Genomic DNA, 14,353 nt, shown 5'->3' with positions numbered 1-14,353 from the left:
ACAACAAAAAGACGAAGCTGTTTATAACATAAACGGCTTCGTCTTTTTATTACAGAACGGGTGCTTTTTCTTGAACGAGCGGGTGAAGGGCCTGGGTTTCATCAATATAAATAAAAGCATCGTATCTATCTGACATTACAGAAGGAACATAGTTACCATATTGTTCATATTCCGGTCTGTATACAACCCCAATCGCCCGATGTCCAATCCTCCCTTGGAATAGCTGACGATTTTCATCGGTGAAAATGAGCAACTTATCATAAGCCCCCGAAAGGTGCATCGCCTCCTCCCAACTTCCCTTCATTGCCGGGGGTACTGTTTTTATTTCGAAATCCATGCCCCACTCCTCTGCTGCTATAACAGTTCCTCTATAGGTTCCGAAACCTGTGATAAATACATCTTCAGTCGGGTTTTGCTCTCGAATGACCTGGCCGACATTAATCATCCCGGAATCCTTCATATCAGTAGCGCTGGCGTCACCAACATGGGTATTATGTTCCCATACAATGGCCTTGCCTTCAGAGCCGTAAAAATCCATAATTTCATTAAGTGCATCAACCATATGCATATCTCGAATATTCCATGATCTATCATCATGGACGACCATGGTCCTGTAATAATTTTCGGCATTGTATGCTACCAATGCATTTACTTGAAGATTCAAATTCAATTCTTCGTGATGGGGGTATTTTTCTTTTTTTCGTTGAATAGTCGTCAGTAATTTGGCTACTTCCTCTATACAGTCTTCCGAAAAAATGCCTGCAGAAACTGCGTACTCCTCGTTATTCCGATTGAATGGCTCAAAACAAGTGAACGCCTGTCTGGCAGCTTCAAGGTCAGTTGAATCAATTTGTTTTAAGTAACGGATAACTTCATCCATGGATTCCCAAAGACTGTAGATATCTATCCCATAAAATCCAACTTTCGTTTGATTTTGTCCAGACTCATTGTATTCTTTCATCCATTCAATCAGGTCGATCATTTCCTCGTTTGCCCACATCCAGGTCGGCCAGCGGTCAAAACTTTTTAGCACATCCTTTGCGGATTTAGTCACTAGGTCATAGCCTTTAACATACCTATTTATTGCCTGGCAAGCGGGCCAATCGCCTTCAACGGCTACAAAGGTGAACCTTTTTTCTTGAATCAGCTTTTTTGTTATTTCAACTCGGGCCGTGTAAAACTCGGATGTCCCATGTGATGCCTCACCCAGCAAAACAAATTTTGAATTATGAACTTGTTGAATGAGCTTATCCCAATCTGCTTCACTTGTAAGCATGACTGATTGTTCGACTATTGACTGAACAAGATTATGTTTCACCGTTTATCCTCCTTGTTATCTTACGAACATTATCGTTTGTACTCGGCATTATAAGAATTGGAACCTGCGTGTACGGACAGTAAAGTATCAGCGTATCCCACTAGACGATTTATAAGTTCATCACAAATAGAGTAAACCAGCTGAAAATTTTCTTCCTCAAATAGAACAGGGTCATCCAGTATGACCGTGGTGTTAATGAACATATCTTTGTTTCCATATAGGTTATAGTGAACTATAGCCTTTCCAGCAGCTCCCCCTGTACCTGGATCATTGAAGCCAGGTATGAAAACGAACCATTCTTCTGCAGTAGCGGACCTGAAGTTTTTTGTGAAAGACATTCTCTCGGTTACCGTCATGATCTTTTGTATCTCTTTCGGATTCATATCCTTGATCTTGTTCATTCCATTGCCACCTTAAAACCATGTTAACTATCTTCCGTTATATATTTTCCTTAAGGTTCCCATCCTATAAATATTAATATGAAATAGTGACCTTTTCCGTAAAAAAACAAGCCTGAATCCACCTCGGATATGATGCTTCCTCTGAACTCGAACACAGCAAAAAGTGATATCATGATTCATTCATCATGGAACTGTGCATATAAAAAATATTTTTGGGGTATCAAAAGAGGGAAGATAAATTCCCGGATTGGGTTGGGTTGGACTGGTCTGGAGTGGAGGAGTTGCTCATGGAAAAGATGAATCGGGGAATTTTAACGGCGCTGTCGGCGATTGGCATTGCGCAAGGGCTGAAAATTTTAACGCATTATAAGCTGACGGGAAAGTGGGACCTAAAGCAGGCTTTCACAACAGGTGGCATGCCTAGTTCCCACTCTGCGGGAGTGGCCGCCCTGGCATCATATGTGGCAGCGAATAAAGGATGGCTGCATACGGAAACATCGCTTGCGACAGTTTTTGGCGTGATTGTGATGTACGATGCTCAGGGGATTCGCCGCCATACAGGCGAAATCGCTAAGCTCGTGAATGATCTTGAAGATAATATGGCCAAATTTTCCGGAGAGTTTCCGAGCTTTGAGTATGTTGAGCGTGAGAAGGAACTGAATGAACTGCTCGGACATCAGCCTGTGGAAGTGGGAGCAGGTGCGTTGCTGGGAGTTGCCCTTGGGCTTATTTCGGCTAAATTGGAGGATGGCAAGCCCTCAAAACCGAACGGCTGAAAACGGTGGGCAAGCATTGATATTCTAGATTTTAAAGTAAGATATGTAAGGAACAATGTAACAGTAAAAGAATGTCCAAGATTTATAAATTGCCAACATAAATATAGATATTTTTAATATGAAAATAAACCATCTCAGTAAGGTGTTTACTATCTTTTCCTTCTTGCACCGTGAAAACAAAAAACCTCTAAGTGGTGTTAGAGGTTTTTTTGATACTTTAAACACTTGTAAATAGTTAAAAATCATTTTTAAACAAAATTGCTTTGCAAAACCAGGCTCAGTAAAGAATGTTAAAAATAAGCAGCAACATCAACACACTATTTATAATTTTTGTTGTTTTTTTATCCTCATTCTATATAGATTCCTGTACCTCTATTTCCATTTCCAATAAGGCGTAACTCAAACTTTTCCCATGTGTATCCATTCCGAGTGATATTGTAACTCCGCCAAGCAAAGCTTGATGGCAAACGAACTGAAGAGCAGCGATATTTGGAACCTCGTATCGAAAAATTTCACCATCAACAATGTCCTTAAAATGTTGTTTTACTCTCTCTATTGTTACTTCTTTGCATAAATGGGAGTAGTCTTTTTCCTGATATGGAATAAGCGAGAGCATCAAAATATTCCCTTTATCACCGGCGCGACTGTGGGCAACCTCATACAGTTTTCTCTTCATGCAGTACACTCTCCTTTATTACAACACTCACTTCAATTTCTTCTCGAGGAAGTAGAGAAGAAACAATTCCTAAAACTTCCTGTGTGTACTTTCTTGCTCCTCCTCCACCGGCTGGCCCGTTTGTGTAAAGAGATTCAACCTCTTCACCAATTTTAGCAGCTTCGCTTAGACTGCATGTTTTAGCTGCGACCCTCAGTCGGACTTCGTATGGTTCATTCCATTGTCCAAACGTATTACGGTGTGTGGATGAAACACCGATATAATCAATCCGCAATTCATCAAAACGCTTCTCAAGTCTCGTTCTCATAACGTCTCCTGCTAGTTGTGCTCGTCCCCATGCATTTGAACCTGCATAAGAAATTTCCCCTTCTCCAATAAACCCTGCATGGTAACCGACGCTTACTTTTAACGTTTCCGGCCGTTTCTTTCCTTTCCCTCCTGTTACTTCAATTCGATCCGGCCCTGCCTCACGAAGCTTTACTGACGTAAAATCGGCAATTACATCAGGTGTAATGTATTCGTTCGGATTTGTGACTTCATATAAAAGCTGTTCTTTCGCCGTCATCAGATTGATAACTCCACCTGTATTTGGAACTTTTGTAATCAAGGCAGAACCATCTGCTTGTACCTCCGCATACGGAAATCCTAAGTTCTCCAAGTGTGGAACATCCTTTTTTCCCGGATCTGCGTAATAACCGCCAGCAATTTGACCACCGCACTCCAAAAGGTGGCCAATAATGGTTCCCTGTGCAATTAAATCTGCATCGTCAACCGACCACCCGAAGTGGTGTACCATTGGCGCTAAAAATAAGGATGGATCTGCCACTCTCCCGGTCAGAATAATGTCTGCTTCTTTTTCTAACGCAGGTAAAATTGCTTCCACACCGAGATAGGCATTTGCCGATAAAATTGGGCCATATGAATGTAGAGGCTTATTTGTTTCCATAGACAGTGCATCTGTATCTAGGAATGCCAATACATCATCTCCTGTCACAGCCGCGACTTTAATAGAAAGACCTAGTCGTTGGGCAATTTCAATTACCTTTTCAGCGCCACTGACCGGGTTGGCTGCTCCCATATTTGTAATTAACCGCACACCATTTTGAATGAGTGTTGGTAGTAATAGCTCCATCCTCTTTTCAAGCAGCGGATCATATCCTAATGAAGAATTCTCTTTTTTTCGCTTGTGTGCCAGTGCGATTGTCCGTTCAGCCAAACATTCCAACACTAGATAATCCAAATTCCCTTTTTCTGCAAGAAGTAATGCGGGTTCCAACCGATCACCTGAAAACCCTGCACCTGAACCGATTCTAATCAACATAATCACCTCAAATAATAGTAATAGCTCCTGTTAGCAGGGCTGCGATAGTCATGATAATCGTTGTTCCAAATGCCCATTTAAAAATAAAACGCTGATGGTCCCCTAAATCAACGCCTGTCATTCCGATAAGAATAAACGTAGAGGCAGTTAAGGGACTTAATGGGAAGCCGGTTGTCATTTGCCCGAGTATAGCTGCCCGGCCAACTTCAATGGGGTCAATTCCAAAATTAGAAGCGGTTTGACTTATGATAGGTAAAACTCCAAAATAGTAAGCATCCGGTGTAAAAACTAAACTAAGAGGCATGCTTGTAATCGCTGTCAAAATAGGTACGTAGCCCGCCATCGCTTCAGGAATAATCGACACCATCGAAAGCGCCATAGCATCAATCATTTTTGTACCAGTCAAAATACCGGTAAAAATCCCCGCCGCAAAAATCATGGTCGAAACCATAACAACGTTGTTTGCGTGACTTGTGATACGCTCCAGCTGTTGTTTTTGGTTTGGGTAATTCACCAATAAAGCGATTGCAAAAGCAATAATAAACAAGGTAGGAAGTGGCAGCCATACTTTGATTAAAGCGATGAGAAGAATCAGTGTCAAAATAAGATTGAACCAAAAAAGTTGGGGACGTTTAAATTCTAACGTCGCTACCGCTAATTCTTGAAAAGCTATGTTGTCCTTTTCCTCCATATCTATAATCCCTAATCTTTCCCTTTCTCTTTTTCCAAGCAAATAGGATGAAAACAACACCCATAGGATGCCTGCAACCATAGCAGGTAGAATAGGATTAAATAGTTGAGCAGACGTGACATTCAACGTTGCCATCGCCCTTGCTGTTGGACCGCCCCATGGTGCAAGATTCATGACCCCGGCTCCCAGAGCCACTACACCTGCTAAAATCAGAGGGTTCATCTTTAATCTCTTATAGAGAGGTAGTAAGGCCGAAACAGTAATCATAAAAGTTGAAGCACCATCTCCATCTAACGATACAAGCATCGTGATAACTGCCGTGCCCACCACCACTTTTAAGGGATCTCCTTTCACGATCAGGAGCATCTTAGATACGATTGGATCAAACAAACCCGTGTCCATCATCAGTCCAAAATATAAAACAGCAAAAGCCACCATAATTCCGGTAGGAGCAACCTTTACGATACCCGCTAGCATCATTTCTCCTATTCCCAAGCCAAATCCGCCAATCAAAGCAAAAACGATTGGCACCAACACCAGAGCAATTAAGACCGATAAACGTTTTGTCATAATAAGGTAAAGGAAAACTCCTATTGTCAAGCAACCTAAAATAGCTAACACATTAATCCCCCCCACAAGGCATATTTACTAAAGATTCCATTGCCCTTTCTAAAAGAATTTTGCTGTGTACTATTCTTTTTGCAAGAACCATGCCTAAACAAAGAAAGTTAGATTAAATTATTATTTAAGTTAGATATTCTTAGGTGTTTGTTCACTCTAATGCTGATTTATCAGCTATTTAAGTACTCACTAAGAAAATTGAAAAAACAAAAAAGGAAAGCGCTTTATTGTTAGCGCTTTCCTTAATGGTAGATCAATTTCTAATTTTTTAGAAAATATAACTAATCATTCTCAAATAAATAATTTTATCCCCTAATTCTATGGCCTTGATGGATTTCTAATTTTTTAGAAATCTATTGATATTATTCTAATTTTTTAGAAATCACTTTAAATAATACGGTATTTTTTCATTTTATTATATAAGGTGGCCAAAGACACCCCTAGAGAATTTGCTGTTTTTTTTCTTCCTTCCATATCATTTCCGAACTTTCCCAAAATTTCTTGAATGTGTTTTGATTCTGCTTCTTCCGTTATGTCTTTTAGTGTTTGACCATTTGGTTTTAGAGTAGAATCTAAGCGATTCATTTCAAGCTTCATCATTACATCTGGTAAATGGTGGATTTTTATTTCCGTACCTTCCGCCATACAAGTTGCATAGTCAATAACATTTCTCAATTCTCGAACATTGCCAGGCCAATCATATGACCGAATAAATTCTAAAGTTTGTTCGTCTATCGTATACATAGAACCATCCCTTGCTGATGGAGTTAATGACGAACGAAGCAATGAATGAACCAGTTCAGGGATATCTTCTCTTCGTTCCCGAAGAGGTGCTATCTTTAAGCTTATAACATTAAGTCTATAAAACAAATCTCCGCGAAAATGATTTTTATTTACAAGCTGTTGTAAATCACGGTGTGTAGCGGCAATAATCCTGACATCAATATTTCGCTCTTCTGTTTCTCCTACTCTTCTGATCTTACTTTCTTGTAACACCCTGAGTAACTTAGCTTGGAGATCATATGACATATCACCAATTTCATCCAAAAAGAGCGTACCCTGGTCTGCCATTTCAAATAAACCGATTTTACCGCCCTTTTTAGCATTGGTAAAGGCCCCATCTCCATAACCGAATAACTCACTTTCTAATAAAGAAGGTGGAATAGATGCACAATTAACTGGAATAAAAGGCTTATTACCACGATGGCTTTCATGATGAATAGCCTGTGCGAATAATTCTTTTCCTGTCCCACTTTCGCCGATAATTAAAATTGGAAAATTGGAATCGGATACCCGTTTTGCCACATATACAACGTCCTTCAACCCGCCATCTTTTCCTATAATGTCATCAAAAGTGTATTTTACTTTATAAAGCGCATTCATTTGCTTTTTAAGCTGCCGGACTTTCTCGTTTTGTTTTTGAAGTTCAAGTGACAATTTATGAACTTCAGTTAAGCTTTTGCAGACGGACACAGCACCAACAATCTGTTCATTGATAATTATTGGAGCCATATCGACCACATATTCCCGGTCTTTTGTTTTTCGATAAACCCCAACACGACACTGGCAATCTTTTAGTGTTTTTGTAAGTTGCGCTCCGGGCCGATATTTTACCAGTGGCTTCCCTATGATATCAGGTGTAACACCAGTAATACGTGTATATTCAGGATTAATCATTTTTACGTACCCATTATGATCAATTACTAGAACACCGTCATTGATTGACTCTAAAATTGCTTTCCACCAGCCTATGCTATTTTCACTAATTAAAGCAGTGTTTTTATTATCTGATCGCTCTTTCAAGGAATTAACTCCTTTCACCCTTATATACTAATGTTAATCTAAAATTATTTCTTAATTTTATCTCTAAACCTTACATTCGTGAACATTCCCTTTGTGGTGTTATGTGTATTCCCATTTCTTCAAATAAAACCTCTCAATGTGTACGTTGAATACTATAATACTTAGATATTGTCTCTACTAAGTTAAAAATCAGCCATATTTCTATCTTAAAACTACCTTGAACCCGTGGGAAATCATTTTGTAACTAATAGGGTTTATTAGAATATCTTGACTGGAGTTTTTAAACGGTTCCAAACCGACTAACTCAATGATTTTAGAACCGAAAATGACCTAAGCCTCTCTGCTTCTTAGAAAGGCTTAGGTCATTTTATGCGGAATTCAATTCTTCCGGGACATTTTCATTGCGAATGAATACATATCCGATCGGAATAACCCTTTATAATATTCTACTAAGTTACCATCAGAATCAAAAATCATTCGTTCTGTAATCAGTAAGCACATCGTTTCGGCTATACCCAAATGTTCTGCATCTTCTTTTGTTGGAAAGCCGCAGGTTATGATTTGTTCCGCTTCACAAAAGTCAATGTTTAATTCACCTTCGAGTGCATCATACAATACGGTTGTACTTAAATCGAATTTCGTCAATTTTTTTCCTAGGTCCAAAGAATAATAATGCAATTCTATGGCTATTGGGACATCCCCCTGTAACCGCAGCCTTTTAATATGGTAAGATTCATCCTCAAACCCATTTGCATCAGCTATATTTTCAGGTGTCATTACACGGCCATGATCTAGCAGTTTAATCCCCATGCTTTTAGTGGTTTCCGTAAAACTTATCATCTTAAGCCATTCTTGCACAGGTTTAAGGGAGACGAACGTTCCCTTCCCATGCCTCTTTTCCAATATTCCCTCACGAACCAGGATGGAAACGGCTTCCCGTACAGTGCTCCTGCTGACAGAATACATATCCATCAGTTCCCTTTCACTCGGGATTTTGTCTTTATAATAACCTTCCAAAATCTGATTTTCCAATATGGTTTTCAATTGAGCATGTAAAGGGATTGGATTTTTAAAGTCTAGCTCCATAAAATTTCCTCCAAACAGAAAAAGACATCGTAATGTTCGTATCAGTTCTTATATTGTAAACCAAATAGTTATAATATTCAAACATGCCAACGTTCAATTTTTCCCTTAAATTAGGATTATGTTGAGTTTCCGCGTTCATATACCGTTTTTCTTCGAGTGAATAAAAAAAACCTGAATAGCTCTATGTATTCAGGGCTTATCCTATATGCAACCTTCATCACATTTCAGGCATATATGAAAGCTTATATATTAAATGATAAAGTACGAAATTATGGAAAGCAGCAAAGAGGTAATGGTCATGGCCAAAAGAGGACGCATGGCTTTTGTTCGCAGTGCCTGCAGGCTAACATTCAGTCCAAGACCGATCATGGCCATAGTCAATATAAATGTAGTAGCTTTGGAAATGCCATCCATTACGAGAGGTGAAACCGTAATATAGCTTCCAAACACATAACTTCCTATTAGGCTCATGATTATAAAACCAACGAGGAACCATGGAAAATCAATTTTGGCATCATGGCCCATTTTCCCGGATGTTCGCTTTTTCATCCAATACATAAAAATGAAACATAAAGGGATGAGTAAAAAGACACGGCCCAATTTGGCGAGGAGTGCAATCGCTAGCGCATCTTCACCAGCCGGTGCTCCTGCCAAAGCAACATGGGCGATTTCATGAAGACTGATCCCAGACCAGATTCCATAATCCAAAGCAGATAGCGGAAGGATCGGACGTAAAAGTGTATAAACAATGGAGAAAAGGGTTCCCATTAAAGCGATTATCCCGACGCCTATGGCTGTATCCTCTTCCTTCGCTTTCACGATTGGAGATATTGCCGCGATGGCTGCTGCACCGCATATCCCGGTTCCTACAGCAAGAAGAAGGGAAATGGAAGAATCTGCCTTAATCCACTTTGCAATCAGGACCATCACGACTATGGCGAATGTTACTGTCCCTATGTCACGTACCAATAATGGCAGTCCCTGATTAAAAATCACATCGATATTTAATTTCAATCCGTATAAAATAATGGCAAAACGCAAAAGTTTTTTTGCGGAAAATTCGATTCCCGTCCGGAACTTTTCTGGATATCCCGCAATTTGACGATAAATCACGGCAATGATGATCGAGCATGCAAGTGGACCGATTCGATCGAATCCTGAAATCTTCGACAGCCCCAAGCCTAAGAGGGCAATGAAAAAAGTGAAAGCGATACCGCTCAGCCACAAAAGCACCTTATTTTGAAGTGGGTTTTGCTGCACCTGTGGTGTTTCTTCCAATGGCTCATATTTTTCTAATTCCATACATTCCTTCCCCCTTTCCAGATAAACTAAATATCATCCCATCCTTTCAATCGTTTGAAAAAAATCGGTTTCTTCTAGATTAGGAAGTGAATTCCCTTTGATAAAATACTCGGATTCCTTTAAAAAAGGCAAGCTTGGATTTTGATTCGTCCACAATTCAGGAACCGCTAAAGTCTGGGAACGATGTGACCTTAAGGCACGGATTTTTTTCTTTAAAGTCCCTGCTATATTGACTTCTGTGACACTGCCCGGCCCGTTTTCCTTTAACCATTCATCATAAAAAGCATGCCAAAGGACAAAGTACAAACTATGAACCTTAATAGCTGGAAATAATGGATCTGGATAAAAATCGGGATCACCGGAGTTTAAGAAAGCTAATGCGGCAGCACGGCCAATCGCACAATGGTCTGGATGCCCCCCGTATTTCTCATGGAATGTAATTAGTGCATCCGGTTGAACTTCACGAATCACCTTTACGATTCTCTCCGCCAATAAATCGAAGCTTTCAAATTCAATCGTTTTATCCCTTATGTTTAAAAATCGCAGGTCACTGATCCCCAATTCTTCACAAGCTCTTTTTAACTCCTCCACCCTTAGTTCTGGCAATGCCTCCCTTGTTGTTACAATGGGATTTCCCATTCGTCTGCCCATTTCGCCTTTTGTCGCACATAGTAAAGTTATCTGAACACCTCGCTCAGACATTTTAGCAATGGTTCCCCCACACAGGAATGACTCATCATCGGGATGTGCCAGAACCACCAATAACCTTAGTTGTGATTGCATATTTCCTCCTGTTTTGGATTCCCCAGTTTTCCCACACTGTTAGACTCAATATGAAAAAATGGACATGGATGTCAAATCAGCTAGACATATCATGCCCATCTTCATTTTTTTCTTCTATATAGATAGCACCCTATACCTTATCCTCTTTTTGATTAGCATAATTCACATAAAACGGATTTAACCGTTTCTATGACAAAGCGTAAATCTTCAACGGTCGAAGATAAAGGCGGTGCAATGATGAGTACATTACCATATCCAGGAACCGTATCACCATTACGTCCGATGATAAGACCCTTTGCCTTGCAAGCCCCGATTATTTCACCCATGAACTCTTCGGAAACAGGCATTTTTGTCTTTTTATCTTCCACTAATTCAATGCCATATAAAAACCCAACTCCCCGAACTTCCCCTACTTTATCCAGAGCTGTCAATTCAAAGAGCGCGCTAAGTGTCGACTCACTAAGTTCAGATACTCGTTGAACGATGTTTTCATTTTCCAAGATTTCAATGTTCTTTAGCGCAACTGCGCAAGATGCAGGGTGGCCTCCATATGTTGACACATGCCTGAAATGATTTAAATTTCCGTTGTCTTTGAACTTCTCATAAATCCTGGAATTCACTGCCGTTGCCCCAAGTGGAAGATAACCGCTGGTCAAACCCTTTGCCATCGTAACAATATCCGGTTGAACCCCATCTGAGTGCATGAACCCAAACATTTTTCCGGTTCTTCCAAAACCTGAAACCACTTCATCCACAATTAATAGAACATCATGCTTCTTACAGATTTCCGAAACCCTTGTTAAGTATTCTTTTGAAGGAATAAGGACCCCGCCACCAGAGATGAATGGTTCAAGGATAACACCCGCTACCGTTTCAGCTCCTTCAAAGTTAATGACCTGATCGATATATTCAGCTGCAAGCAAATCGGAGTTTTCAACGTTTTCCCCAAACGGGCTTCGATAACTGTACGGGGGTGGAACATGCAGGAAACCTGGAACCGCCGGATCATATTTCACTCTCCGATTAGCCTGTGCAGTTGCGCTGAGAGCGCCAAAAGTATTGCCATGATAAGCTCTATACCTTGAGATGAACTTGTATTTACCCTGATTTCCATTTTGGGAATGATATTGCCTGGCTATTTTAAAAGCTGTCTCATTCGCCTCAGAGCCGCTGTTCGTAAAAAAAGTTGTATAAGGGCCCATTAAATGTTCACTTATTTTTGCAGATAATTCGATTGCCGGCCTATGACTTAATGTTAAAGGGAAGTAAGATAAGTTAATCATTTGTTCATAGGCTGCCTGGGCAATCTCTTTTCGTCCGTGACCAAGGTTCAAGCACCATAATCCGGAGACACCATCTAAATATTTATCCCCTTGAGTATCTGTGAACCATGAGCCGGATCCTTCTGTAGCCATCATGGGAGCATCCTTCTCATTATATCGATGCATCGCATGCCATAAATGGTCTTTATCCATTTGAACAAGGTCTTTCGTTTCAGTTTCCATCTTCACTTTTGAAACCCCCTTATTATTCATTGAATGCAACTAAGTTAAGTTCCCATGCTGTTACAGACCTTTTAAAGTGAATTGGTGATGGTGCGATGACCCAAATCGTTCATCAAGTCATCGCAGCTGTCCTATCACCTTTTCTTATTTATCCCAGTTTTTATGATCTAAATGAGAATATTTTTCTAATAATCTAGTAGGCATTTTTAATGCATCTTTTCTAAATGGCGGAGCCAATTGTGTTCCATCCACTTGTATATCAATGACAGTCGGTTTGTTTGATTTTATTGCTTTTTCAATGACAGCGCCTAACTCGTCTGCTTTTTCCACCCTAATACCTACAGCACCCATTGATCGGGCAACTTCTGCAAAATCAGGATTTTGGATATCGGCCCCTACAAAACGGTTATTATAAAAATCGACCTGATTCTTTTTCTCTGCGCACCAAGCATTATTATTGAAGACACATGCTATGACCGGTATGTTTTCTTCAACGGCCGTACTCACTTCATGTAAGCTCATGCCCCACGCGCCATCTCCAACAATGGCTATAACAGGCGTATTCGGCTCAGCTAATTTGGCACCTAGTGCAGATGGGTATGCAAATCCAGTATTCCCGAATGTAAGCGCAGCGATATGCCTGCGTCCCTGATTGAATTTCAAGTAAGCGTTTGCAGTTGAAGATACATTACCGATATCTGTAGTAACGATGGCATTTTCAGGCAACACTTTTGTCAATTCCAATAGGGCCCGACGCGGATTGATCGGGGTTCCATCGATCATCGCAAGATTCACCAATTCTTCTTCCCATTTTTGTTTTTCATTCGTAACTTCTACTATCCGCTCTTTTTCTTGTTTTAGGTTTGGTTTATTAGCCTTCAACCGTTTCAAGATTTCACGACTCGCTTCGCGGGCATCTCCGATGATCCCCACTTCCACAGGGTGCGTCCTCGCTATTTGCCTTGGGTTGATATCAATTTGGATGATTTGCGCATCTTTAGGGAAATAATCAATGTCATAGCATGGTAACGTTCCAAATACCGATAATCTTGTGCCTACCGCCAATATGACGTCCGCTTTCTTAAGTGTATTCATGGCAGCCTTTGAACCCATGTAACCGATTGGGCCGACTGACAAAGGATGATCAGCAGGAAAAGCATCATTATGCATATATGAGACAGCTACCGGAGCCGTTAAATATTCTGCCATATTCTTAATTTCCTCAATGCCATCTGAATCAACCGTTCCCCTACCGGAAATGATCACCGGATACTGTGCCTCGGCTAAAATTTCTGCCGCTCTATCCAAGGATTCAGAAGACCCGCAGCCCCTTTCATCCACGCGATATTGATGTGGTTGAAGTATTTGATCTTCCACTTCACCATAGAAGTAATCACGAGGGATATCGAATAAAACCGGTCCCCTCTCGGCATAGGCAATCCGAAACGCTGTCCTTAGGCAATCAGCGACCCGGCCTGGGTGTGTCACTCTAACCGTTTCTTTCGTGATTGCCTTGAAGATGGAAACCTGATCGCATTCCTGAAAACCATCCCATCCAACTGTTGGTGTACCAGCTGAAGGTGATATGACCACCATTGGAGTATGAGCTTGATTGGCCGCTGCGACAGAGGTGACCATATTCGTCATTCCAGGTCCGTTTTGCCCGATGACAACTCCTGCAACACCAGAGACACGACAATAAGCATCTTCCATATGTGCTGCACTTTGTTCATGGCGGACACCAATGAAACGAATGCCTGCAGTTGGCAATAAATCAAGCATATCCATGAAAGCAGATCCCAAAATTCCCGAGATATGTTTAACTCCCTCGGCCACTAATGTCTCAACGATGGCTTCACTTGGTGTCATTTTTACTTTCGTACCTCTTAACATTTTTGTTTCGACCATAGCACATTCTCCTTAATTAAATTTATTTCTGATAATGACGTTGCAACGTCCGTACCAGTTATAAGATGTATAATACTACCATTATGCGTAACAGTCAATGAATAATTTGAATATTTCGAATTAATTTAAAATATCTGTCCAACATAGGCACCAACACATGTA

At 40.5% G+C, this 14,353-nt stretch carries 12 protein-coding genes; 1 reads left to right on the top strand and 11 read right to left on the bottom strand.

Features of this window, described 5'->3' with window-relative positions; translation table 11 throughout:
- Window positions 1–49 precede the first annotated feature (49 nt).
- Both MHB45_RS08065 and MHB45_RS08060 read right to left on the bottom strand, forming a co-directional pair.
- Window positions 50–1,318: an erythromycin esterase family protein gene (locus MHB45_RS08065; protein ID WP_226990402.1), complete on the bottom strand. Its 1,269-nt coding sequence runs from the start codon at window positions 1,316–1,318 to the stop codon at window positions 50–52.
- Between the two features lie 29 nt (window positions 1,319–1,347).
- Window positions 1,348–1,701: a hypothetical protein gene (locus MHB45_RS08060; RefSeq protein ID WP_105718894.1), complete on the bottom strand. Its 354-nt coding sequence runs from the start codon at window positions 1,699–1,701 to the stop codon at window positions 1,348–1,350.
- A 305-nt stretch (window positions 1,702–2,006) separates the two neighbouring features.
- Between MHB45_RS08060 and MHB45_RS08055 the strand changes: the two genes are divergently transcribed.
- Window positions 2,007–2,495: a divergent PAP2 family protein gene (locus MHB45_RS08055; protein ID WP_048679385.1), complete on the top strand. Its 489-nt coding sequence runs from the start codon at window positions 2,007–2,009 to the stop codon at window positions 2,493–2,495.
- Between the two features lie 352 nt (window positions 2,496–2,847).
- On the opposite strand, the gene MHB45_RS08050 is transcribed toward MHB45_RS08055, so the two are convergent.
- From MHB45_RS08050 to xsc, 9 genes are all read right to left on the bottom strand, one after another.
- The gene (locus MHB45_RS08050; protein WP_048679382.1) at window positions 2,848–3,171 is read right to left on the bottom strand and encodes an AtuA-related protein; all 324 of its coding nucleotides are present in this window, start codon (window positions 3,169–3,171) and stop codon (window positions 2,848–2,850) included.
- On the bottom strand, window positions 3,152–4,492 hold the full coding sequence (locus MHB45_RS08045; protein WP_311199173.1) for an acyclic terpene utilization AtuA family protein: 1,341 nt from the start codon (window positions 4,490–4,492) through the stop codon (window positions 3,152–3,154). The genes MHB45_RS08050 and MHB45_RS08045 overlap by 20 nt, the downstream gene beginning before the upstream one ends.
- Window positions 4,493–4,499: 7 nt before the next feature.
- Complete coding sequence (locus MHB45_RS08040) at window positions 4,500–5,804, bottom strand: CitMHS family transporter (protein ID WP_072272871.1); 1,305 nt, start codon at window positions 5,802–5,804, stop codon at window positions 4,500–4,502.
- 387 nt (window positions 5,805–6,191) lie between these two features.
- Window positions 6,192–7,607 carry a sigma-54 interaction domain-containing protein gene (locus MHB45_RS08035; protein WP_237766605.1) on the bottom strand — a complete coding sequence of 472 codons (1,416 nt, stop codon included), beginning with the start codon at window positions 7,605–7,607 and terminating at the stop codon, window positions 6,192–6,194.
- Window positions 7,608–7,985: 378 nt separating this feature from the next.
- Complete coding sequence (locus MHB45_RS08030) at window positions 7,986–8,693, bottom strand: GntR family transcriptional regulator (protein WP_034312712.1); 708 nt, start codon at window positions 8,691–8,693, stop codon at window positions 7,986–7,988.
- Window positions 8,694–8,942: 249 nt separating this feature from the next.
- Window positions 8,943–9,995, bottom strand: a complete 1,053-nt coding sequence (locus MHB45_RS08025) for a YeiH family protein (protein ID WP_081088587.1) — start codon at window positions 9,993–9,995, stop codon at window positions 8,943–8,945.
- Window positions 9,996–10,028: 33 nt separating this feature from the next.
- Window positions 10,029–10,778 (bottom strand): PIG-L family deacetylase, encoded by a 750-nt coding sequence (locus MHB45_RS08020; protein ID WP_053087360.1) that lies wholly within the window; start codon window positions 10,776–10,778, stop codon window positions 10,029–10,031.
- Between the two features lie 152 nt (window positions 10,779–10,930).
- Window positions 10,931–12,283: an aminotransferase gene (locus MHB45_RS08015; protein ID WP_340908154.1), complete on the bottom strand. Its 1,353-nt coding sequence runs from the start codon at window positions 12,281–12,283 to the stop codon at window positions 10,931–10,933.
- Window positions 12,284–12,427: 144 nt separating this feature from the next.
- Entirely contained in the window at window positions 12,428–14,191 is a 1,764-nt protein-coding gene (gene xsc, locus MHB45_RS08010; RefSeq protein WP_054396365.1) for a sulfoacetaldehyde acetyltransferase, read from the bottom strand.
- Window positions 14,192–14,353: the final 162 nt, after the last annotated feature.

Source organism: Peribacillus sp. FSL K6-5616, from assembly GCF_038008245.1.
Lineage (GTDB): Bacteria > Bacillota > Bacilli > Bacillales > DSM-1321 > Peribacillus > Peribacillus frigoritolerans.
This window is presented reverse-complemented; position numbering and strand designations above follow the sequence as displayed.